Raw genomic sequence first — 24,741 nt, forward strand, 5'->3', positions numbered from 1 at the left:
CGTGGATTTCACTCTGCCCGAACACCTTCCGAGTCTCCTTTGCGAGATCGATGAGTTTATCGAGGCCGAGATCAAGCCGCTGGAGCGCGAACATATCCAGTACTTCGACCAGCGCCGCGAGCATGCCCGCACCGACTGGGACAACGGTGGTATTCCGCGGCGGGAGTGGGAGGACCTGCTTGCCGAGATGCGCAGACGCGCCGACCAGGCAGGCTGGCTGCGCTACGGCCTGCCGTCCCAGTTCGGCGGTCGCGATGGAAGCAACGTCGACATGGCTGTCATCCGGGAGCACTTGGCGCACAAAGGCTTGGGCCTGCACAACGACCTGCAGAACGAGTCCTCCATAGTCGGCAACTTCGCGCAGGTGATCATGATGGACCGGTTTGGCACCGACGCGCAGCAGCAAGAATGGACCGAGGCGCTCATCACCGGCGAGCGGTCGCTGGCATTCGGGCTGACCGAGCCAAGGCACGGATCGGATGCCACCTGGCTTGAGACCCACGCCGAACGGGACGGCCAAGGTTGGGTGATCAACGGCGCCAAGCGGTTTATCACCGGCGTGCACCGCGCCACCCATGTCCTGGTGTTTGCCCGCACCTCGGGCGAGCCCGGTCAGGCCCGGGGCATCACCGCGTTCCTCGTGCCCACCGCCGCCCCCGGCTTCACCGTGCCGTACTACTGGTGGACGTTCAACATGCCTACCGATCACGGAGAGGTCGAGCTCACCGAAGTTCGAGTGCCCAACAACGCGGTGCTGGGCGAGGTGGACCGCGGCCTCGACGTTGGCCAGAATTTCCTGCACGAGAACAGGATTCGGCAAGCAGCCAGCAGCCTAGGCGCCGCGCAGTACTGCATCGACCGGGCCGTGGACTATGCCAACGAACGCACGGTGTTCGGTAAGCCGCTGTCGGCGAACCAGGGGATCCAGTGGCCCCTCGTCGAACTGCAAACCGAGGCCCAGATGGTGCGGCTGCTGGTGTATTACGCGGCCGACCAACTGGACGGCAATCACCACATGGAAGTGTCGGACAAAGTTGCGATGGCCAATTATCGGGCGAACCGGCTGGTGTGTGAGGCCGCCGACCGGGCCATGCAGGTCTTCGGCGGCGTCGGCTACAGCCGGCATGAGCCGTTCGAGCACATCTACCGTCATCACCGTCGCTACCGGATCACCGAGGGCGCCGAGGAGATTCAGATACGCCGGGTGGCGCAGCGGTTGTTCAAGTTCGGCAAAAAGTGACCGGCCTGGACGGCTTGCCCGCGCTGTTGCACCCGGTGCTGGGCGCCCCGGTGACCGTCGAGGGCCTGCAAGCACTCACTGGCGGGGCCAGCAGGACTACCTGGGCGTTCGACGCGGTCACAGAGCACGGCCGTCGGTCGCTGATCCTGCGCATCGGGCCGCCCGACGATGTGCACGCCGGCATGGAGCTCGAAGCCCGCATGCAGGCCGCCGCCGCAGCCGCCGGGGCGCCGGTGCCGACCATCCTGGCAGCCAGCGACTCCGTGGCGGCACTGGGCAATCCATTTCTGATCTGCGAAGCGGTCGCCGGCCAGACCATCGTCCGGCGCATCCAGCGCCGGCTGGATGGCTCAGGACGGCAGCGGCTGCTGCGCCAGTGCGCACAGGCACTGGCCGCGATTCACCGGGCCGACTCGAGTGATGCCGGCCTTACCCGCGAGGACCCGATGGTGCAGTGGCGCCAGCGCCTTGATGACATGGGCGACACCACTGCCACCTTCGAATGGGCGTTCCGCTGGCTGGTGGCCCATCGGCCACTGCCCTCCGCGCCGGTCCTGGTGCACGGCGACTACCGGATGGGAAACCTCATTGTCGACGGATCCGACCTGGCCGCCGTTTTGGATTGGGAGTTGGTACACGTCGGTGAGGCATACGAGGATTTGGCCTGGTTCTGTGTGCGAGCGTGGCGGTTCGGGGCTCCGGCCAGCCACGCCGCCGGCGGCTTGGGCAGCATCGAGGATTTCCTGCAGGCCTACCAGCAGGCCGGCGGGGCTGCCGTCGACCGAGAGGTGTTTCGCTGGTGGCAGGTGCTGGCCACGCTGCGTTGGGGAGTCATCTGTCGTTACCAGGCGGAGCGCCATTTGAGCGGGCAGACCCGTTCGGTGGAGTTGGCCACGATCGGCCGTCGGGTTTGTGAGACCGAATGGGACCTGCTGGAGCTAGTCCAGGAGGTGAGTCATGACCGGGCTCTATGGCCGTCCGACCGCGGCTGAACTGGTGGCCGCTGTCGCGGAGTTCCTGGAGGGCGACGTGCGCGCAGCGACCACTGGACAGGTCAGCTTTCATACGAGGGTCGCCGCCAACGCCTTGCGCATGGTCGAGCGCGAGCTGCTCAGCCCTGGGGAATCGGGAGTTGGCGCCGCGCTGGCCGGTCTGGGTTTTGTCGACGAGGCCGGCCTTGCCGCTGCTATCCGCGCCGGCGATTTAGACGGCCGCGCCGAGGAGGTCACCGCCTGTCTACGCACTCTGGTAAGACATCGATTGGCGGTCGCCCACCCCGGATACGACAGCGGATAGGAACCAGCCAGATGCCCGCACTCACGGCCGAGGCCATTGCCGAGGTGGCCGACCAACTGTTCGCGGCCATCGAGAACAGCGACCGGGCGGCCGTGGACCGGATGTGGAGCGACGACATCGTGGTGTGGCGGGTCGGAGCCCGTCGGGACAATGACAAGGCCCGGGCATTACGCGTCATCGATTGGCTCATTTCGGTTACCACCGAACGTCGCTATCAGCTGCTGGACCGTCAAATCTTCGGCCCGGTCTCCGGTGGGCCTGGCGCCGGTTTCGTCCAGCAACACGTGCTACGCGCGACAGGCAGGGCCGGCCAGTCGATTGCCCTGCGGGTGTGCATCGTGATCAAGCTGAACGCGCAAGGCCGGATCAATCGCATCGACGAGTACTTTGACCCGGCCGAGCTGGCGCCCCTGCTCGGCTAGCCGCCGGGGTGGCTGAGCAGCGTGCCGCCGGTGCCGCCGGTGCCGCTGGCGCCGTTGCCGACCGGGCCGATCCCGCCGTCACCGCCAGCCCCGCCGTTGCCAAACAAGATCCCGCCCGGCCCACCATTAGCCCCGCTCCCCGCAGCGCCGCTGACCCCGTCACCGATCAGCGGGCGGCCCAACAACATCTGGGTGGGCGCATTCACCACGCTCAACACATTCTGCTCGACGTTAACCGCCTCGGCGCTGGCATATGACCCCGCACCCGCGTGCAGAACGCTCACAAACTGCTGATGAAACAAGCCCGCCTGGGCACCAAGCGCCTGATAGCTCTCAGCATGCGCCACGAACAATGCTGCGATCCCCCACTGACACCTCGTCAGCGCCGGCCGCCAGCAACCCCGTCGTCGAAACCGCCGCAGCCGCGTTGGCTCCGCTGAGCGTCGAACCAATCCGAGCTAGTTCTGTCGCTGCTGCCGCGACGAACTCGGGAGCCACGATCACAAACGACATGCTCTCAATCCCCTCACCCCAGCATCGAAGGCCCGCGGTGACCGGCCAACTGGGTGTCTCGCTAGTGGAACAAGCCTGACTCTTGGTTTTGCGCATTGAACAACCCGGATACCTGATTGCCCAGGTTCGCAAAGCCCGAGTTGAACGTGTCAACAACTCCTTCCGTGATGGTGCCCGCGTTGAAGAAGCCGGAAATGTACTGTCCTGTGCTGTTGACGAATCCGGACATATGGGCCGGGCCGGTGTAGGTGGGGCCGGTGTTTCGGAAGCCTGAGCTATAGGCCCCCGAGTTGAGGAAACCAGAACCGAAGTTGCCATGATTCTCAAAGCCCGAGGAGCCAATGGTGCCCTGGATGACTTGGCCCCCGATGATAGTGGTGATGTTGTCGGCAGAATCGATGCCGGAGTTATTGAGGCCTTGGTTGGCGAAACCCGATTGATTGACTCCGCCACGGCCAAAGGCTCCATCGGCGGCGTTGGAGAAGCCTGAGTTCAATACGTGTTGATCGAAGGGGCTGACCGGACCGGTGTTCAGGTTGCCCGCGTTCAGAATGCCGGTATTGACACCGCCGGAGTTTCCGTAGCCGGTGTTGATGTCGCCCGAGTTGAAGTCACCCGTGTTGGTGCTGCCGCCGTTGAAGCTGCCGAAATTCGCGGTACCCGAGTCGAAGAACCCGGTGTTGGTGGCGCCGGAGTTGAACAGGCCGGTGTTGGTAGCGCCCGAGTTGAACAGGCCGGTGTTGGTGGCGCCGGAGTTGAACAGGCCGGTGTTGGTGATGCCCGAGTTGAAGAAGCCGGTGCTGAAGCTTCCAGAGTTCGCTACGCCCGTGTTGAGAAAACCGGAGTTTCCGACGCCGGTGTTCCACACGCCCGAAGTGCCAAATTGTAGGCTCAGTGGCCCGACGCCCTGACCCGAGTTCGCGATTCCCCAGTTGCCGTCGCCGGAGTTGAAGAAGCCGATATTATCGTTGCCAGAATTGAAGAGCCCGATATTTCCGGTGCCGCTATTGAGCCCGTTGAAGTTTATGCCGATTTGATTGTTACCGGACAGCCCGAAGCCGATGTTGTTGTTTCCCTTGTTTCCAAAGCCGATGTTGGTGTTGCCATGATTGCCGGAGCCAAGGTTAGCGACGCCGAGGTTGCCGCTGCCGACGTTGTTAGAGCCCGTGTTTCCGCTACCGAAGTTGGTGTTGCCGGTGTTCCCGAGGCCCAGATTGGCGCTGCCGGTGTTCCCGCTGCCCAGGTTGCTGTTGCCGGTATTGCCGGAGCCGAAGTTTTCGCTGCCCGCGTTCCCGCTGCCCAGGTTGAGGTGCCCGTGGTTGCCTAAGCCAACGTTGGCATTGCCGGTGTTTCCGCTCCCCAGGTTGGTGTTGCCGTAGTTGCCGCTGCCCAGGTTGTAATCACCGATATTGCCGCTGCCCAGGTTGAACCTAGCCAGGAGTTGGGCCCCGGCGTCTCCCCTTCCCGACGCTCCGTTTCCGCTGCCGAGGTTGAGCAGGCCGAAGTTGCCGTTGCCCAGGTTGTAGCTGCCGGTGTTACCGCTGCCCAGGTTCAGTAAGCCGATGTTGCCGAGGCCCAGGTTGAAGGCGCCGAGGTTGCCGGGGGTCAGGTTAATGGTGCCCCCGATGTACGGGACGTTGATATACAGGCCTCGCGGCGTCAGGTCGAACGGAGACAACGACGCGGCCGCTGCCGACGCGCCCGCGTAATAGTTCGACATTGCGGCCACATCCTGGGCCCACATCTGTTCGTAGTTGGCTTCGGAAGCGGCAATCGCCGGTGCATTCTGACCGAACACATTCGAGAGCACCAACGACATCAGCTCGGAGCGATTGGCCGCCACCAACGCCGGATGCACCGTAGCTGCGCGCGCCACGTCGAACACGGCCACGACCGCGTTGGCTTGGCTCGACGTCCGCCCAGCCTGTGCCGCTGCAGCGTTCAGCCAAGCAGCGTAGATCGCCGCGGCGCCCGTCATCGCCCGCGCCGCCGGTCCCTGCCAGAACTGGGCCACCAGCTCCGACGTCGCCGAAGAAAAGCCGGCGGCCGCCGACTCGAGTTCGCTGGCCAACCCGTTCCAAGCTTCCGCGGCCGCCACCATCGGCCCTGAGCCCGCGCCGGCGAACATCAACCCCGAGTTGACCTCTGGCGGCAATACCGAGAAATGCACTAGAGCCCTTCCGTTCACCACGCGTTACGACCGAAGCGAGACGTACTTGCCGGCGAGATCGCCGATGTGCTGCAGCGCTCTTCCGGTCGCGAAGCCACATTATGCCTCCCCAAAATAGGCGTCTAGCAGAAGATTAAGAACAGATTCTTGCTTGATGCGAAACTTTGCACTTGCGGACCGTGGCATCATCGGACGTCGTAGACGCAGTTTCGAGCAAGAGGGGCAGCGATGGCGACGTACACCCGCTCCACTGTCTGGACCGGCGAAGAACATCCACGACACCGCGTGCAGGCCACCACACTGACCGTTGCCGACGGTGGACGATTTCGGGTGACGCGAGTCGGTGACGGCCACGGGGTGCCAGTGGTGATGGTTCCGGGCATGTTCGACAACCGCCGGCTCTACTTGTGGGCCGACGGCGGTGGGTTGGCGGTAATGTTGGCGGACAACGGGTTTGACGCATGGATTGTCGAGCGGCGCGGAACCGGTGGTATTACGGCAGCAGCGGGGACTCGGGCGGGCTGGGAGCAGCTGGTTTACGTCGACATGCCGGCTGTGCAGGAGCTGGTGGCGGCAGCCAACGACCGCCCAGCGTTTTGGATAGGTCATTCCTTCGGCGGTGTAGCGCTCGCCCGCGCGGTCGCCGAGACGATGCAGCAAACTCAGCTCGCGGGGCTTGTGTTGTTCAACGCGGCCATCGATATCCCGCTGCTGGCCAACCCGATCGTCGCCGCGACAGTGCGAGGGCGCATCTGGGGAGGTTCTTTCCCGGCGCGGCGGTTGCGGCTGGGGCCGGAAAACGAACCGGTCGCCGCCCTTCAGGATGCGATTTGCTGGGGACGAGCGGAGCGGAGCTGGGGCGAGTTATCGGAATCGCTGAGCATGGTCGATTTACCGGTGCTCGCATTCACCGCTCCGCGGGACGTGATTGCTCCGCCCAGCCGTTGTGATCGGCTCGCCAATTTGTTTGCCAGCACCGACCGGCGGGTGCAATCGGCCGGGCGCCGCCAAGGATTTGGCCGCAACCACACGCATGAAAGCACACTGCTGCACCCCGCCGCCGCCGCCGATGTGTTTCCGTTTCTCCAAGACTGGCTGACCACACGCACCGGTGAATTCCCGTCGGTAAACACCGATACACTCGACTCGACACGTCGTCATCGACTTGACTACACCGTCGAATTCGATGCACCGGCCGTTCGGGTCTTTGAAGTCCTCAGTCGCAAATGGTCGACGTTGTGGCCGGTACGCCAACGGCGAGTGCGCGACGGCCTGGACCGCTGCGAACCCGACGGCCTGCGCTCAGTCAGAGCGCAGCGCGTGCTTGGACTCTGGCCAATCCAAGAAGAGATCGTCGGCTACCGACCGTGCCGGTTGATCGAATACCGCGTCGTCCGCGGACCCGTCCGCAATCACATCGGTCGCATCGAACTCGTTGACCGCCCCGATGGCGGTACCCGCCTGCACTACCGCATCGACTTCGATACCCCACCATGGCTGCCCGGGTACCTGGTGGCCGCTGCCATCGACAGGACCTGGCGACGCTGGAGCCTGCTCCGCCTGCACCGGGCGGTAGCTCACAACACGCAGCTTCGCGGTACAGGTATGGGAAAATGATCAAGCAATACGCGGGGGGCTGCTCGGTCAAGTAGACAGTAAGGCACGATGACGACGCTCGAAACGCTGCTCAACGATCCCGATGCCGTCGGGGCATGGACGGTCGCTCCAGATCACTCGGCCGTCCGCTTCACGATTAAGAACATGTGGGGCTTGTTCGCCGTCAAAGGCAAATTCACCGAGTTCAGCGGCCGCGGCGAGCTGTCCGACGACGGCGCGGTGTCCGGGCATTTGGAAATCGACGTCGCATCCTTGCGCACCGGCGTAGGCCCGCGCGACAAGCACCTGCTGTCCGCTGACTTCTTTGACGCCGACCGCTGCCCCGAAATCCGGGTGGTGGTGACCGCACTGCATCCGCTCAAAGGCAGACACGCGGAGCTGCGGGCGAACTTCACCATCAAAAGCATCACCGACCCGGTGCCAATGCGTGTCGCCGTGACCGACTTCGAAGACGGCTCGGTGCGGATATCCGGTGAAGCCGAAATCGACCGCACTCAATTCGGGCTGGGCTGGAACAAGCTGGGCATCATCGCTGCAACGGCGACCGCGTCGGCAGAGCTCGTTTTCGTGAAGGCGTCCTAGCTTGGGGCTAGGCCCCAGAAAGCCGCCCAACCCAGCGACCACGGGTCCAGTCAAGCACACCACATCACCAAACAGTCAGTGCCACAGGCTAACCCGAGGTCGACTCGCCCCCCAAGGCAACTGGCATGCAAAATCGAGGCTAAAGCAGCCGGTTATCGGCTGGCCGGATACAGTTTGGCCTCATCGAGCCGATAGAAAGGTTCCGAGTTGTTCTCCATACACACTTAGAGATTCAGCCGTCAGCATGTCAGCATGTGCGCAATCGACCGAGCACTCGGTGATTTCGCCGTTGACGTACGGACGCCAGCTCTGCCGAAGGGGTGAATCGCATTCACTCACGCTGCGTGCGGCCGAAAATATGACTACCCCGCCGTTGAATACGCCGGGTGTACGTTCTTGTAGACACAAATCGCGGTTGGCGTTCATGTTTTTCATTAGTGCCCCAACCAGCCGCCTGGACGGGAGTACAACGTCTCCCGCACGCCCACTGGATCGCGAGATCTCTTCCAGGACTTCACGTTCAACGAGCTCATCATCGTGCTCCAGCGCGCTGCCGTTGAGGCGAGGAGCAGAGTCAAGGAGGATCAAGCGCGGGACCGACCCTCCTCGCCGCTGAAGTTCGACGGCCACCTCATGGGCCACGAGTCCACCAAAAGACCAACCGAGGAGGTGGTACGGACCGGAAGGACGAAATGCTTGGATCCGGTCGGCATAATTTTTCGCCATGTCGGAAATTGATTGAGGTTCAACTTCTCCATACTGCGCGACTTGCTGGATGCCGATGATCGGGCACTGCAAATACTGGGCCAATCCCCGATACGACCAGCTAACGCCACCGCCGGGATGAATGCAGAACAACGGCGCACCGGTGCCCTCGTTCAGGGTTTCAAGTGGGAAGAGTTCGTCGACTGGCCCCCCGTATTCGCCCAGTCGACGGCTCATGCCTCCCACCGTTGAGTCCGCGAAGAGCATGCGTACCGAAAGATCGGTATCGAATTTGGTGTTGACCGCGGCGATCACCCGCATCGCTGATAGCGAATCCCCACCCAAATCGAAAAACGAGTCGTCGACCCCAACGCGTTCTAAGCCCAATACCTGGGCATAGATGTCGGCCATTATCTCCTCGGTCGGGGTGGATGGGGCCCGGTACCGACCGGTGTCGGAGTACTCCGGGGCCGGCAAGGACCGAGCGTCAAGTTTGCCATTGCCTGTCAGTGGCAACGCCGGCAACGCGGTCACCGCGGAAGGAACCATGTACGCCGGAAGCCGCTCGGTCAACGCCGCGCGCAACTGGACCGGATCTGCAGTTCCGGTCACGTAACCGACCAAGCGCTTTTGCCCGGGGAGGTCCTCTCGGACAACCACCACCGCCTGGTCAACCCCGGTGAATTCGGCCAGGGCTGCCCGAATTTCGCCGAGTTCGACCCGGTACCCGCGGATTTTCACCTGCTCATCGGCACGCCCCAGGTACTGCAGTTGACCGTCAGCACCCCAACGCGCCAGGTCCCCGGTGCGATACAACCGAGTGCCGATCCCGCCGAATGGATTAGCCACAAACCGCGACCCGGTTAAGCCCGCCCGGCGCCAGTATCCGCAGCCGACCCCGGCACCAGCCACATACAGCTCCCCGGCCACACCAACCGGCACGGGACGTAACCATTGATCCAACACAACCAACGCCGCCCCCGATACCGGCGAACCGATCGGCGCATCTCCTGAACCTGCCGTCAACGGCGCACTCACCGTCACACACATTGCGGTTTCCGTTGGGCCGTAGGCATTTATCATCTTGCGCCCAGGCGCCCATCGCCGTACCAGCTCAGCCGGGCATGTCTCACCTACCACTACCAACGTCGGAGTCGCCAACTCCTGCGGGGACAACTCCCCCAGTGCCGATGGTGTCTGCGTGAGCACGTCAACGTGTTGGGACTGCAGCAGGGCATGAAACGCCTCAGCCGAGCACACGACGGCCTCGGGTACCACTACCAGCCGCCCTCCGTGGAGCAACGCACCCCACATCTCCCACACCGAGACGTCGAACGCATACGAATGACACTGCGTCCACACCTGCCCAGCCCTCGGTACTATGCCCGCGTCCAGGGATGCAAACAGCTGGATGACATTGCGGTGGGTGATTCCCACGCCCTTGGGGACACCCGTGGTGCCCGAGGTGTAGATGATGTAAGCGAGGTCGTCAGGGGTCGGCGATGGCAAGCTGTCGCAGGGATAACTCGAAATCCGGGGATCTTCGGCGTCGATGACAACAACATCATGGCCGTCCAACCGGTCGCGCAGCGTTGCGGAGGCAATCGCGATCACCGGCGCGGCATCCGCGATCATGAAAGCAATGCGGGTATCGGGGTGGTTGGGATCAATAGGCAGGTAGGCGGCCCCGGATTTGAGTACGGCCAGAATCGATGCGATGGCCTGGATGGAAGGCTCCAGCAGCACTGCCACCACATCGCCGGGGCCCACACGATTGTCGGTCAACAGCCGCGCCAACTGATTAGCCGCCGCATCAAGTTCACGGTAGGTAAAGGAACACTGCCCGCACACCACGGCGACCGTCTCGGGGGTCCGCACAGCCTGGCCAGCAAACAACTCCGGAATCGACGCCGCGGTGGACACCGGGCGGGTCAACACCGCTCGGTTGCCGATCGCGTCTAGGTGAGCGCGCTCGGCATCATCGAGCACATCGATTGATGACAAGCGCTGGTGGGGATCGGTGGTCATCGCCTCCAACATCCGCTCGATCCGCTCGATGAGAGTCCGGATAGTAGCGGGGTCGTAGACATCGGTGCGAAACTTGACGTCGCCCGCGATCCCGGCAGGTCTACCGGTGTCGGTGAAGCGTTCGGCTACGGAAAGTACCAGGTCCATCGGGGAACTCTGGGTGTCGATAGGTATGGGCGTGACTTCTAGATCGCCTATCGCCGGCTCCGCGGCGGCGTTGTTTTGCCAGGCCAACACCACCTGGACCAACGGGTGATGGCTGAGGCTTCGGACGGGGTTGAGCCGATCCACCAGCACCTCAAACGGAACTTCTTGATGCTCGTAGGCCGCTAAGCTGCCCGAGCGTACCTGGGCTAGCAGTTCGCTGACGGTGGAATCACCGGCCAGAGCGACGCGCAACACCAGGGTGTTGACGAACATGCCCACCAAGTCGTCGAGGGCGTGGTCAGCGCGGCCGGCTACCGCGATGCCGATTGGCACATCGTCGGTGGCGCACAACTGGGCCAGCAGTGCGGCCAACGCGGCCTGGATCACCATGAAGCTGGTCGCATTGTGTTCCCGAGCCAGCCGGGCCACCCGCTGCTGCAACCCCGCCGACCACTCCACACCCACGCTGGCGCCGCGGTGATCAGCCACTGGCGGATAGCGACGATCAGTGGGCAACGACAACCGTTCGGGTAACCCTGCTAGCGCACGTTCCCAATAGGCCAACTGGGCAGCGATACCGCTGTGGGGATCCTCCAGCTCACCCAGGCGCTCGCGCTGCCACAACGTGTAATCGACATACTGCACCGCCAACGGCGCCCAACCCGGCGCCTGTCCCGCACACCGGCTGGCGTAGGCCACCCCCAGATCGGCCATCAACGGCCGCAGCGACCAACCATCCGCGGCAATATGGTGCACCACGAGCACCAGCACATGCTCGTCGTCGGCCACCGCGAAAAGCATTGCCCGCAAAGGGATCTCGACCGCCAAATCAAACGCATAACCGGCGACGTCGTCAACGGCCGCACGCACCCCTTCCGCGTTGCACCCCGTGGCGTCAATGACCTGCCACCCGAAATCAGCCTGGTCAGCGGCCAGCACCACTTGTTGCGGTACCCCCTCGGCGGCGACGAACACCGTCCGCAGGCTCTCATGACGGGCCACCACATCGGCCAACGCCGCCTGCAACGCCTGCCCATCAAGCTCGCCGGCGAGCCGCAGCGCCACCGCAATGTTGTAAACCGGTGAGGGCCCCTCGAATTGATCGAAAAACCACAACCGGCGCTGCGCAAACGACAACGGAATTACCGCGGGCCGCACCCACGGGCGCAACGCCACCGGGGTCTGCCCTTGGCTATGTGCGGCAAGCCAATCGGCCAACTGGCATACGGTGGGTGCTTCGAATACGGCCCGCAGCGGAACCTCATTTTGCAGTTCGGCTTGTATCCGTGCCACCAACCGGGTCGCCGACAATGAATGCCCGCCCAGGTCAAAAAATCCGTCATCAATCCCGACCCGGTTCAGCCCCAAAACCTCGGCGAACAACGCGGCCAACATCTGTTCCTGCTGATCACGCGGTGCCCGATGCGCCGTCCCACTGGCAAAGTCCGGAGCCGGCAACGCCTGCCGATCGAGTTTGCCGTTCGGGGTCAGCGGCAACGCCTCGACGATCATGATCGCCGCAGGGACCATATACCCCGGCAACTGGGTTGCCGTATACCGGCGCAGCTCCGCGGCCCGGTCTAGTGACGACGGGTCGTTGACATAGTCGCCTAGGTGCCTCGGTGCGGTGGCTGGCAGATACAAGTCGGACAGTGCCGCAGACGGTTCGTTACTGGGTGAGTCGCCAACTCGGGTGAATATGAGATCGATCAGACCGGCGACGGGCGACAGAGTCACCGCGACGGCGTATCCCAGTTTCTTCCCGAGCAAAACACACTGGTGCGGCAGCACCGCGTCACTGGTGGGCGTGGCGACACACCGTTGCGCGGCCCGGACCCGCTCGCTGGCCGCGGCCAAGGCCTGTGCCATCGCCACATCCGGCCCTATCCCGCTGTGCGGCACTCCGGTCACCCGCAACCCGCCGGGTGGCTGCTGGGACTGTAGATACTCGCCTAACGCGGTCAGACTTGCGAACCGCTCCCACGGTTGGGCTGGGAGGTCAGCTAGCGAGCGCACGACTACCGGTGTTTTGCGTAACACCACCTCGTATCGGTAGCCGCTGAGTTCGTTGACTGACTCCATCTGTTTTAGCTGCACGTCAACGGCCGCAATGTCGGGAAGATGCTGCGGCAGGGCGACAAAGAATTCCGGCGCCAACAACAGTTCTTGCTCGGCGACCATCTCGCGAAGCACCCGCTCATGCGTTAGCGCGAGGGCCTGTTCGCCATCAGCGCCATCAGCGCACAGCATTCCGGTGGTGAACGCTTCCAACAGCGTCAGGTTGCGGACATCACCGATAAGAATGGCCCCGCCCGGCGCCAGTAGCCGCATCGCCAGCTGCAGGACATCAAGCAGATACCTGGCGCTCGGAAAGTACTGGACCACCGAGTTGAGTACCACCGCATCGAAATGACCCACCGGCAACCCGTCGGCAACGTGTGCTGGCTGCACCCGCAACTGCACCTTGTTGGACCACGGCACCGAGGCCAGTGCCGCTTGCAGTGACTGGATCGTCGTCGCGGAGAAGTCGGTGCCCCAGTACTCGACGCAGTCGGGGGCCAGCCGGGCAAGTAACAGTCCGCTACCAACACCAATCTCCAAGATCCGCGCGGCGCGCAGCCCGCGAATGCGGTTCACCACCGCCGCCCGCCATTCCTGCATTTGCTCCAAAGGAATCGGCGCCCCGGAGTAACTGCTGTTCCAACCCCGGAAGTCCTCGCCCAGCTGGCTCGGCGCCTCATCCGTCAACCCCGAGGAATCTTCGCCGCTGTACAGCCGCCGCCACTGCTCCACCAGCTCCGCTTCCCGGCCCGGTTCCCTGGTCAGCGTCGCCTGCCTATCAAGCACGACGTAACCCACCAAATGCTGCTCGCTCGCGCCGGCGAAGGTGCGAGCGGTGACTACCGCTTGGGCTACCCGAGGATGGCTCGCCAGCACCGCCTCGACCTCGCCACATTCGATCCGATATCCGCGGATCTTGACTTGTTCGTCGGCGCGGCCCACGTAGTGGAGCTGTCCATCGCCACGCCACAGCACCACGTCTCCGGTCCGGTACATGCGCATACCGGGCGCTTCCGCGCCACCGAACGGGCAGGCCAGAAACCTGGATGCGGTCAGGGCTGGTCGGCGCCAATAGCCGGCGCCGACTCCGGTACCAGCCACGTACAACTCTCCGGGCACGCCGACTGGCACCGGCCGCAACCAGCGATCGAGCACAAACAAGCCTGCTCCGGGAAGCGGGGTGCCAATTGGCGGTACTCCTGAACCGGCGACCAACGGTGCACTCATGGTCGCGTTGACCGTCGTCTCGGTGGGGCCGTAAGTGTTGATCATGACCCGGCCTGGCGCCCACTGATCTATCAGTTCTGCCGGACAGGCCTCCGCTCCGACCACCAGCGTCAGCGCCTCCAAACCTTGCGGCGACAACGCCCGGAGAGCCGACGGGGTCTGACTTAACACGTCGACCTTTTCGGCCACCAGCAACGCATGCAGATCCTCCGGCGAGCGCGCAACCGGTTCAGTTACCACCACCAGCCGCCCGCCGTGTAACAGCGCGCCCCAGATTTCCTCGACAGAAGCATCGAAGGCATAGGAATGCCATTGCGCCCATACACCCGCTACCGGCACATGCGTGCTCAGGTTCCCCGTGAATTGGGTGACGTTGTGGTGGGTGACGGCTACGCCCTTGGGGACGCCGGTGGTTCCCGAGGTGTAGATCAGGTAGGCGATATTCTCTGCAGCGGGTATGGGCAATTCGGTTGCCGGATAGTCCTGAGTGGCGGGATCGTCGATATCGATTACCCGCAGTTCGTGCTCGGCGAGCCGGTCGCGAAGGGCGGCGGTGGTGGTGATCGCCGCCGCCGGCGCGGTATCGCGGAGCATGAATGCGATCCGTGTGTCGGGATACGCCGGGTCGATTGGCACATACGCGGCGCCGGTCTTGAGCACCGCCAGCAGTGCGATGATGGCTTGCCCGGACCGTTCAAACAACAACGCCACGGCATGACCAGGTCCCACACCCACACCGACCAATCGATGCGCGAGGCGGTTGGCCGCCTCGTCGAGCTCTCGATAGGTCCACGATTGCGCCGCACACACCAACGCGACAGCATCCGGTGTTTCGCCCACGCGGGCTGCGAACAGCCCCGGAATCGACACCGGCCCGGCGGCCGCGGCCTGGGCCAGCGCCGCGCGGTTGCCCCACCCATCCAGCTGGGCATGCTCAGATTCGTCCAGCACATCAATCGACGACAGCGACCGTCCAGGATCAGCGGTCATCGCTTCCAACAGCCGCTCCAACCGCGCAACTAGGGTCTGGATGCTCCCCGCATCAAAAACATCGGTGCGAAACTCCACTGCCCCACCGATCCCGGCCGGCTGGCCACTGCTGGTCCAGCGTTCGCCCAGGTAGAAAACCAAATCCATCCGGCCCGCGTGGGTATCCGCCGGCAGCGGTGTGACTTCTAGATCACCCAGACTCAATCCCGCCAGCAAATCGCCGGCAGTGTTGGCCCCGGTGAAGTTTTGCCAGGCGAGCATGACCTGGATGAGCGGGTGATGGGTTAGCGATCGGGTGGGGTTGAGCCGCTCGACAAGTACTTCGAAAGGCACGTCTTGATGGTCGAAAGCCTGCAGACAGCGTGCTCGTACCTGGGCAAGCAGCTCGCTGGAGGTGGGGTTGCCGGTCATCTGAATCCGCAAGACCAAGGCGTTGACGAACATGCCCACCAAGTCGTCGAGGGCGTGGTCAGCGCGGCCGGCTACCGCGATGCCGATTGGCACATCGTCGGTGGCGCACAACTGGGCCAGCAGTGCGGCCAACGCGGCCTGGATCACCATGAAGCTGGTCGCATTGTGTTCCCGAGCCAGCCGGGCCACCCGCTGCTGCAACCCCGCCGACCACTCCACACCCACGCTGGCGCCGCGGTGATCAGCCACTGGCGGATAGCGACGATCAGTGGGCAACGACAACCGTTCGGGTAACCCTGCTAGCGCACGTTCCCAATAGGCCAACTGGGCAGCGATACCGCTGTGGGGATCCTCCAGCTCACCCAGGCGCTCGCGCTGCCACAACGTGTAATCGACATACTGCACCGCCAACGGCGCCCAACCCGGCGCCTGTCCCGCACACCGGCTGGCGTAGGCCACCCCCAGATCGGCCATCAACGGCCGCAGCGACCAACCATCCGCGGCAATATGGTGCACCACGAGCACCAGCACATGCTCGTCGTCGGCCACCGCGAAAAGCATTGCCCGCAAAGGGATCTCGACCGCCAAATCAAACGCATAACCGGCGACGTCGTCAACGGCCGCACGCACCCCTTCCGCGTTGCACCCCGTGGCGTCAATGACCTGCCACCCGAAATCAGCCTGGTCAGCGGCCAGCACCACTTGTTGCGGTACCCCCTCGGCGGCGACGAACACCGTCCGCAGGCTCTCATGACGGGCCACCACATCGGCCAACGCCGCCTGCAACGCCTGCCCATCAAGCTCGCCGGCGAGCCGCAGCGCCACCGCAATGTTGTAAACCGGTGAGGGCCCCTCGAATTGATCGAAAAACCACAACCGGCGCTGCGCAAACGACAACGGAATTACCGCGGGCCGCACCCACGGGCGCAACGCCAGCGCGCGGGATTTGCCCACTCCGATATGTGCGGCCAGCAGACCCACCGTGGGTGCCTCGAACACCGTACGCACCGACAGGTCTGCATCCAGGGTGGCGTTGATTGCGGTGATCACTCGCATCGCCAGCAGCGAGTCGCCGCCCAAGTCGAAGAAGGACTCGTCGATGCCAACTCGCTGTAAGCCCAGCACCCTGGCATAGACGGCGGTGAGGATCTCCTCGGTGGGGGTGGTCGGCGGGCGGTAACGATCGGTGTCGGTGTAGTCCGGTGCCGGCAGCGCGCGGGTGTCGAGTTTGCCGTTGACCGTCAGCGGGAAGCTCGAGATGACCACGACCGCCGCCGGGACCAGGTATGCCGGCAGTTTGTCGGCCAGGGCCGCACGCACCTCGACCGGCGCTGCGGTACCGGTCACATAACCCACCAAGCGCTTGTCCCCGGGACGGTCCTCGCGAGCGATTGCGACGGCGCGCTCAACCCCGGCTACCTCCGCCAAGGCGGCCGTAACCTCACCGAGCTCGACGCGGTATCCGCGAATCTTGACCTGGTCGTCGGTGCGCCCCAGATGGTGCAGCTGCCCGTCAGTGCCCCATCGCACCAAGTCCCCCGTGCGATACATACGTTGTCCTAGCATTCCGCCACCACCAAATGGGCACGCCACAAATCGCGACGCGGTCAACCCCGCGCGTCGCCAGTAGCCACACCCGATCCCCGTGCCGGCCACATACAGCTCGCCGGCCACACCCACCGGTACCAGCCGCAACCGCCCATCCAAAACAAAAAACGCCGTTCCCGCCAGGGGGGTACCGATCGGCGGTTTTCCTGAACCCGCGGTCAACGGCGCGCTCGCGGACGCATACCACGTCTCGGTCGGACCGTAGGCGTTGATCATCACCCGGCCCGGGGCCCACTTGTCCACGAGCTCTGCTGGGCACGCCTCCCCCGCAACGATCAAGGACACAGATTCCAGCCCGTCGGGCGTTAAGGCGCGAACCGCTGAGGGGGTTTGGTTGAGGATGGTGACCCGCTCCGACACCAATAGGGCGTGCAGTTCTTCGGGCGAGCCCACCACGGCCTCGGGGACGACGACCAACCGCCCACCGTTCAGCAACGCGCCACAGATCTCCCACACCGAGACGTCGAAACCGTACGAATGCCACTGCGTCCAGACCTGTTCGTCGGCCGGCTCCGGCAGGCCGAAAAAGAGAGTCTCCATGGCTCGGGTGACGGTCTGATGGGCAACTGCGACCCCTTTGGGCGCGCCGGTGGTGCCCGAGGTGTAGATCAGGTAGGCAATATTGTCTGCGGCCGGGATCGGCAACCCCACGCCCGGACACTGCTGAATCGCCGGATCCTCGATATCGAGCACCATCAGGTCGTGCCCATCCAAACGAGAACGCAGCCGCGCGGTGCTAATCGCGGCCACCGGCGCGGCATCGGCAAGCATGAACCCGACCCGCGCATCGGGATACAGCGGGTCGATCGGCAAATACGCCGCCCCCGTCTTGAGCACCGCCACAATCGCGATCACCGCCTCCGCGGAACGCTCAAACAGCAACGCCACCACATCACCACAACCCACGCCCACCCCAACCAACCGGTGCGCCAACCGGTTAGCGGCCTCATCGAGCTCCCGATATGTCCACGATCGCCCCGCAAACACCAGCGCCACCGCATCCGGAGTCGCCCCCACCTGAGTGGCGAACAACCCCGGGATCGACAACGCCGCCAACCCCGCCGCGACCGGCCGGGCCAACACCGCCCGGTGACCCCACTCGTCCAACCACGCAAGCTCACCGGCATCCAACACATCGATCGACGACACCAATCCCCCCGGATCGGCAGCCATCGCCACCAACACCCGCTGCCACCGCCTGACGAGCGTCTCGATGCTGGCGGCAGTGAAAACGTCGGTCCGAAACGCCACCCAAACACCCAGCTGGTCGCCTGGCACGACTTGGATCGACAGCGGGTAGTGGGTGGAAGAGTGATGGCTGACCTCGGTGACGGCCAGGTCCGCAGCGCCGAGGGATGCGGTGGTGTCGACGGGATAGTTCTCGTAGACGAAAAGGGTGTCGAACAGCTGTTCATGACCGGTTACCCGGTGGATCTCACTCAGTGCCAGGTGCTCGTACTCGAGGGTGCTGTTGTGCAACGTTTGCAATTGGTTCAGTAACTGCGCCGCAGTGGTATTCGCGGTGAAGCGGGCCCGCACTGGCACGGTGTTGACGAACAGACCCGCCATCGATTCGACATCGGCCAACTCCGCCGGTCTACCCGCGACTGCCATACCGAACACCACGTCGTGCTGGCCGGTCAGCCACACCAACAGCTGCGCCCAGGCAGACTGCAGCACCGTGCTCACCGTGGTGTGGCAGCAACGCGCCAGCTCCGTGATTGCTCGCATGACGTAGGTGGGCAGCCGGAAAAATTGCATTTCGCGGGGGCCCACCCCGAGCCGGTCCGGCGGGCCCACCAACGTTGGAGATACCAGGCCGTCCAACGCCGAATGCCAAGCAGCGCAGGCTGATTCGTGATCACGGCCGGCCAGCCAGGTAAGGTAGCTGCGAAATTGCCCGGCGACCTCAAGCCGCTCACCGCGGTAGCTCGCCATGATTTCCCGCAGCAAGATGGGCATCGACCAGCCGTCGGCGACCAGGTGGTGAGTGGTCAGCACCAGCTGGTGCTGATCCACGGCGCTATTAATCAACGCCGCGCGAAACAACGGCGCATCGCCCACATCACACACCGCGGCACGTTCCACCGCGCGCACCCGCTCAGCCAGTTCGTCGGAGCTGGCTTCCGCACAGCGCCACGGCGCCGACGGGTCCTCAACCAAGATCTGGACGGGTTCGTCGAATTGTCGCCAGAACCGCGCCGTTAGCTGCGGATGGCGGCCGACCACTGTCTGCACGGCTGCGCGCAGCCGCTCCCGGTCAACTGGGCCGGCCAGATCGATGGTGAGCTGCACCGCGTACGGATCGTCACCCCGCTGCGCTGTATCGGCATGAAACAGCAGGCCTCGTTGCAGCGGGGTCAGTGGCAGCACGTCAGCAATCCGGTAGCGGTGTTCAAGCTCGTCGATCTGCTGCTGGTTCAACCTGGCAGGGACAAAGTCGGAGGGCGTGAACCCACCCCCGCCGCGACGCACGTGGGTGCAGATCCCGCCCAGCGCAGCGAACCACAACCGGTTCAACTGGCTGATCTGCTCGGAAGCCAGGGCTGATGTTGCCCATGTCCAGTCGGCGCGCAGTTGTAGGCCGGCATCGGTGTCGGTGACGGCGGCGTTGACCTCCACGGTGTGCGTCAGCGGCATGGGCAATCCGGCGCTGCCGTGATCGGTGAATAGCGAACCCCACCGATCGATCCGCCAACTGTCAGTGGCTGACGGTCGTGCCGGTGGCGTGCCGGTGCGCCCCAAGTAGTTGAATCCGATCGCGGGGTCCGAATCGGGCAGGGCCACATCAGGATTGAGATATCGCATCAGGCCGTAGGTTAGGCCGTCCGGCAGGGCGCGCAGCTTCTCTTTGGCGTCTTTGATCAGTGCGCCCAGCGCCACCTCACCGCCCGCTACTTGGGTCCACGCTAAACCCTGCTGATCCAGCGCCAACGCGATGGGGTATTTGGTTGTGAACCACCCCACCGTGTGCGATAGATCGATCCCGGAGGCCACCTCCTCGTGGCGGCCGTGACCTTCAACATCGATCAGCATCGGGGCATTGCCGGATCCCAAGAACTGCGTCCACGCCAACGCGAATCCGATCAACAGGATGTCTTGCACCCCAGCGTGAAACGCCGCCGGCACCTCGCCTAGGAGCATGCGCGTCGTCGCGGCATCCAACAGGAACGACGACTGTCCGGCGGTGGCGAACGTGTCCGCCGGACGCACCGCAAGTAGACCGGCAGGAACCGCAGCCACCTGACGCCAGGTGTCCGCCAGCTCGCTCACCGCCGGATTTCGCGCATAGTCGTTCAGCAGTTCGGCCCATTGCCGAAACGATGTGCCCTGGTCGGGCCAGGTCAATTCCAGCCCTGCCCGGTGGCGCTCCCAGGCGGTGTTGAGGTCGTCCAGCAGAATCCGCCAGGAAACCGCGTCGACGGCCAAATGATGAACGATTAGCACTAATTCGGCGCTATGAGCGATCCACAACGCACTCAGCATTGCCCCGGTGGAGGGATCCAACCGCGCCCGCGCCGTCGCCAACGCCGCATCGGACAAGAAATCCACCCGCTGCAGACAACTGCGGGCGTCCACCAAACCTCGTTCGGCCACCGACAGTGACCATTGTCCGGCCGCATCGTTGTCCACACGCAATCGCAGCATGGCGTGTCGATCCAGCAATGCCTGCAACAACACCACCACGTCGGTCTCATCCACTCCAGCGGGAGCCGACACCAGCGCCATCTGGTTGAACTCATCCACCGGTCCCGGCACAGATTGCAACCACCGCATGATCGGCGTCGGCGAGATCATCCCGATACCGTCTTCAGCCGGATCACCTTGGCCGCCAACCGCTTTGCACACACGAGCCAGCCTAGATACGGTCTGCTCGACGAAAATGTCACGCGGCCGACACACCACCCCGGCGGCACGGGCCAACGCCACCACGTGTGTTGCCAAAATGCTGTCGCCACCCAAGTCGAAGAACGAGGCTTCGACACCGACACGCTCGACACCCAGTACGCGGGCGTAGATCCCAGCTAGGATCTGCTCGGTAGGGGTCGACGCTGCCAGGTAGTGATCGGCATTGGTGTACTCCGGCGCCGGCAGCGCGCAGATGTCCAGTTTGCCGTTTACCGTCAATGGCAGCGCCGCAAGCGCCACCACCGCGGCCGGGACCAGGTAACCTGGCAGCCGGTCGGCCAGCGCCGCGCGCACCTCGACCGGATCTGCCACTCCGGTGACGTAACCGATCAAACGTTTGTCACCGGGGTGGTCCTCCCGAACGATCGCAACCGCCTGATCAACCCCGGCTACCTCAGCCATGGCCGTTCTTACTTCACCGAGTTCGACCCGGTATCCGCGGATTTTGACTTGATCGTCAACCCGCCCTAGGTACCGCAACTGACCGTCGGCGCCCCACTGCACCACGTCTCCGGTGCGATACATACGTTGACCCGGCGTCCCGCCTCGCTGGAAAGGGCACGCTATGAAACGCGATGCCGTTAGACTCGAGCGCCGCCAATATCCACACCCGACTCCGGCGCCGGCGACGTACAACTCCCCGGCCACCCCTGCCGGCACCGGTTGCAACCACCCGTCCAGTACGAAGAACGCGAGATTGGGCAAGGGCGCTCCGATTGGGCTATCGGTGCTACCGGTGTCGCTTGCATCGATCTGCCGGTGCGACGCGTGCACCGTCGTCTCGGTGGTGCCGTACATGTTGACTAGCTTTGGCGATCCTGGGTGGTTGTTCAGCCACGGTCGAAGGCGTTGCGGTTCAAGGGCTTCCCCTGCCAGCACCACTGTTTGCAGGGCAAGCTGGCGCCCAAGCTCAGGCGCGAGTCTGTCGGCGGTTTGCAGCGCATAAAACGCCGACGGCGTTTGGCTTAGCACACCGACTTGTTCAGCGACCAATAATGCGTGCAAGTCTTCGGGGGATCGGGCCACCGATTCGGGCACTACCAGCAGCCGGCCACCGTGCAGCAGCGCACCCCAGATCTCCCACACCGAAACGTCGAATGCATACGAGTGCCACTGCGACCACACTCCCCCGGCTGGCAGTTTCGAATCCAGTTCCGAGAACAGTTGGATGACGTTGAGGTGAGTGATGGCCACGCCCTTGGGGATACCGGTGGTGCCCGAGGTGTAGATCAGGTAGGCAATATTGTCTGCGGCCGGGATCGGCAACCCCACGCCCGGACACTGCTGAATCGCCGGATCCTCGATATCGAGCACCATCAGGTCGTGCCCATCCAAACGAGAACGCAGCCGCGCGGTGCTAATCGCGGCCACCGGCGCGGCATCGGCAAGCATGAACCCGACCCGCGCATCGGGATACAGCGGGTCGATCGGCAAATACGCCGCCCCCGTCTTGAGCACCGCCACAATCGCGATCACCGCCTCCGCGGAACGCTCAAACAGCAACGCCACCACATCACCACAACCCACGCCCACCCCAACCAACCGGTGCGCCAACCGGTTAGCGGCCTCATCGAGCTCCCGATATGTCCACGATCGCCCCGCAAACACCAGCGCCACCGCATCCGGAGTCGCCCCCACCTGAGTGGCGAACAACCCCGGGATCGACAACGCCGCCAACCCCGCCGCGACCGGCCGGGCCAACACCGCCCGGTGACCCCACTCGTCCAACCACGCAAGCTCACCGGCATCCAACACATCGATCGACGACACCAATCCCCCCGGATCGGCAGCCATCGCCACCAACACCCGCTCCAACCGGCGTACCAATTCGGAGACGTCGAAATCCGAAAACGGCTGCCCGGCACCGGCGGTTTGCAGGAACAGCTGGTCGCCGTATCTAAAGAAAAAGAACCCGAAGTGATCCACGTGAGTAATATTCGTAACCACCAACGTCGCCGGAGCACTACCGAAAGGTGCAACGCTGAACTCGGGAATCAGATTGACGTTGACCCTGGCCGCCGGCTGACCCACATTAGCGGGATTGCCGGCGTTTTGCCATTCATATACCGGAAACCTCTGATGCCGCAGCGCGCTTTGTATCTGCGTGTCGACGTGCTCACAGAAGCCGGCAATGGTAGCCAGCGGCGACATTTTCAATGCCAGTGGCACAATCCCGGCGACCATTCCCGGAAACAATTTTGACTGTCGGCTTACCCGCCTGCTGACCGGGAAATCGAGGACCACTTCTGGGCCGCTAACCGAACTGTTGCGCACCACGATCGCGCACGCCGCAGTAATCAGTGATGAGCGCCGAATATCCAGTACATCGCACAGATCGTGCATTCGCGACAAAATCGCCGGGTCCAACTGAATTCGCGTCGAACCGGTACCCGGCTGACACGCAGTAGGTTGCAGCGGATAAGCCGGCGCGCAGTGCGGCAGTGGAGCCTCGGTCCAGTATGACCGGTCTTCGGAGAAATCGACGGACGCCTCATACTCCAGCTCTGAGTCAATCAAGTCTTGTAACGAGCCAAACAACGCTCTTGGAATTGAGTCACCACATTCAAGCGCGGAATATACTGCCGCAATCCGATTGACTATCAGTGCCGCAGTAAATCCGTCGGCGACCAAATGATGGATGCAGACGAATAAGTAGACCTGATCAGGGCGAGTCCTGAACAATGCAAACTTGAACAACGGTCCAGCCAACGGCATGGGCACGCTATGGATCAACGACGCGTGCTCGCGGGCCCGCTGCACGGCATCGTCGAATCCCGCCAGATCATCGAAGTCAACCTCGAAATTGGGGTGGTCAATCACTTGCTGGTAAACGCGGCCACCAACTTCAAAGAAAGCGGCCCTGATAGGTTCGGCCTCGTCCACTACCTGGCGAATGGCCTGCTCTAGCAGGCTTCGCGGCACTGCGCCTTCGATAATCACGAATTGGCCGATTTGCCACTCCGTGGGCGAACAACCGGCTTCCTGCGACAGCCATATGCCCAGCTGTCCGCGGGTCAGTGGAAACTTGGGTTCATCAAACATCATTTGAATCCCGCAACCCGGAATTCTGAGTAATCACATGGCTGTGAGTCATTCCAGCTCGTAGCCCCTAAGTAATTGCGCCGGCCGTGGGCGACGGTGAGCGAGCTTGGCGCCTATGCACAGATTGCGGGCCGAGGGGCCCGGCAGTGATACGACTTCGCAGACATCGCGCCAACATAGCTGGGTCTTTGCTTGGGCGTCTAGAGGCAGTTTGGCTAGGAAATCTGCGTGTTCTCGACATTGTGCACACAGATAGGATGACCGTCGGGATGGCGGAGCTGGCCATTAGCCATCGACCACTGCGATAACACGGCTGCGACGTGGAAAAAGTCGTTTCGGCACCATCCGTTGTTGGCGTTCTTGGATCGTCCAGAGAGCGCCGGGGGCGAGGCGATGGCCGGATTACTGCGCGCCGACAACGCCGGCAACAACACCGCAGCCGACCACATCACAGTCCTGGTGCAGGCTGAGGCCACCGGGCTGGTCGACTTGCCCGCATGGCCTGGCGGGACCCGGTTGATCCTGCGCAAGGAGCGCCCGAACCCCGGCGCGCAGTTGCAGTTCACCGACGCCGACGGTACGCGGGTCACCGCGTTCATCGACACAGCGCACGGCGTCATCGCAGGCCAGCTTGCCGGGCTCGAGCTGCGACACCGCCAACACGCCCGCGTGGAGGACCGCCAACCTGCCATGGCTTCCACGCGAATGCCGCATGGCTCGAAATCATCCTGGCTGCCCCCGGTCTGGTCGCCTGGGCCAAACTCTCGGGCTCA

General features: G+C 63.6%; 7 protein-coding genes and 3 pseudogenes. 7 read left to right on the forward strand and 3 right to left on the reverse strand.

Annotated elements, in window-relative coordinates; all coding sequences use genetic code 11:
* Position 1: 1 nt before the first annotated feature.
* Genes F0Q45_RS05800 through F0Q45_RS05815 form a run of 4 tightly spaced genes read left to right on the forward strand, consistent with a single transcriptional unit; the run spans position 2 to position 2,958 of the window.
* The gene (locus F0Q45_RS05800; protein WP_149653034.1) at positions 2-1,240 is read left to right on the forward strand and encodes an acyl-CoA dehydrogenase family protein; all 1,239 of its coding nucleotides are present in this window, start codon (positions 2-4) and stop codon (positions 1,238-1,240) included.
* Entirely contained in the window at positions 1,237-2,232 is a 996-nt protein-coding gene (locus tag F0Q45_RS05805; protein WP_149653035.1) for a phosphotransferase family protein, read from the forward strand. Before F0Q45_RS05800 ends, F0Q45_RS05805 begins: the two co-directional genes overlap by 4 nt.
* Entirely contained in the window at positions 2,198-2,536 is a 339-nt protein-coding gene (locus F0Q45_RS05810; protein ID WP_149653036.1) for a DUF6285 domain-containing protein, read from the forward strand. Before F0Q45_RS05805 ends, F0Q45_RS05810 begins: the two co-directional genes overlap by 35 nt.
* An 11-nt stretch (positions 2,537-2,547) precedes the next feature.
* Positions 2,548-2,958 (forward strand): nuclear transport factor 2 family protein, encoded by a 411-nt coding sequence (locus F0Q45_RS05815; RefSeq protein ID WP_149653037.1) that lies wholly within the window; start codon positions 2,548-2,550, stop codon positions 2,956-2,958.
* Positions 2,959-2,960: 2 nt separating this feature from the next.
* On the opposite strand, the pseudogene F0Q45_RS05820 reads toward F0Q45_RS05815, so the two are convergent.
* Together F0Q45_RS05820 and F0Q45_RS05825 are read right to left on the reverse strand one after the other, a co-directional pair.
* A pseudogene (locus F0Q45_RS05820) lies at positions 2,961-3,471 on the reverse strand (PE family protein); the annotation flags it as partial.
* 61 nt (positions 3,472-3,532) lie between these two features.
* Entirely contained in the window at positions 3,533-5,641 is a 2,109-nt protein-coding gene (locus F0Q45_RS05825; protein ID WP_149653038.1) for a PPE family protein, read from the reverse strand.
* Positions 5,642-5,869: 228 nt separating this feature from the next.
* Between F0Q45_RS05825 and F0Q45_RS05830 the strand changes: the two genes are divergently transcribed.
* A complete protein-coding gene (locus F0Q45_RS05830; protein ID WP_149653039.1) occupies positions 5,870-7,258 on the forward strand; it encodes an alpha/beta fold hydrolase in 1,389 nt (462 codons plus the stop codon).
* A gap of 48 nt (positions 7,259-7,306) precedes the next feature.
* On the forward strand, positions 7,307-7,840 hold the full coding sequence (locus F0Q45_RS05835; RefSeq protein WP_149653040.1) for a YceI family protein: 534 nt from the start codon (positions 7,307-7,309) through the stop codon (positions 7,838-7,840).
* Positions 7,841-8,089: 249 nt separating this feature from the next.
* On the opposite strand, the pseudogene F0Q45_RS05840 reads toward F0Q45_RS05835, so the two are convergent.
* Positions 8,090-23,971, reverse strand: a pseudogene (locus F0Q45_RS05840) (amino acid adenylation domain-containing protein); the annotation flags it as partial.
* A gap of 282 nt (positions 23,972-24,253) precedes the next feature.
* On the opposite strand from F0Q45_RS05840, the pseudogene F0Q45_RS05845 reads away from it, so the two are divergent.
* A pseudogene (locus F0Q45_RS05845) lies at positions 24,254-24,741 on the forward strand (IS1380 family transposase); the annotation flags it as partial.

The sequence above is a fragment of the Mycobacterium simiae genome, from assembly GCF_008370645.1.
Taxonomy (GTDB): domain Bacteria; phylum Actinomycetota; class Actinomycetes; order Mycobacteriales; family Mycobacteriaceae; genus Mycobacterium; species Mycobacterium simiae_A.

Bases quoted from the DNA above. Each gene is read 5' to 3' on its own strand.
- F0Q45_RS05810 (WP_149653036.1), top strand. From the start codon at position 2,198: ATGACCGGGCTCTATGGCCGTCCGACCGCGGCTGAACTGGTGGCCGCT.
- F0Q45_RS05815 (WP_149653037.1), top strand. From the start codon at position 2,548: ATGCCCGCACTCACGGCCGAGGCCATTGCCGAGGTGGCCGACCAACTG.
- F0Q45_RS05830 (WP_149653039.1), top strand. From the start codon at position 5,870: ATGGCGACGTACACCCGCTCCACTGTCTGGACCGGCGAAGAACATCCA.
- F0Q45_RS05835 (WP_149653040.1), top strand. From the start codon at position 7,307: ATGACGACGCTCGAAACGCTGCTCAACGATCCCGATGCCGTCGGGGCA.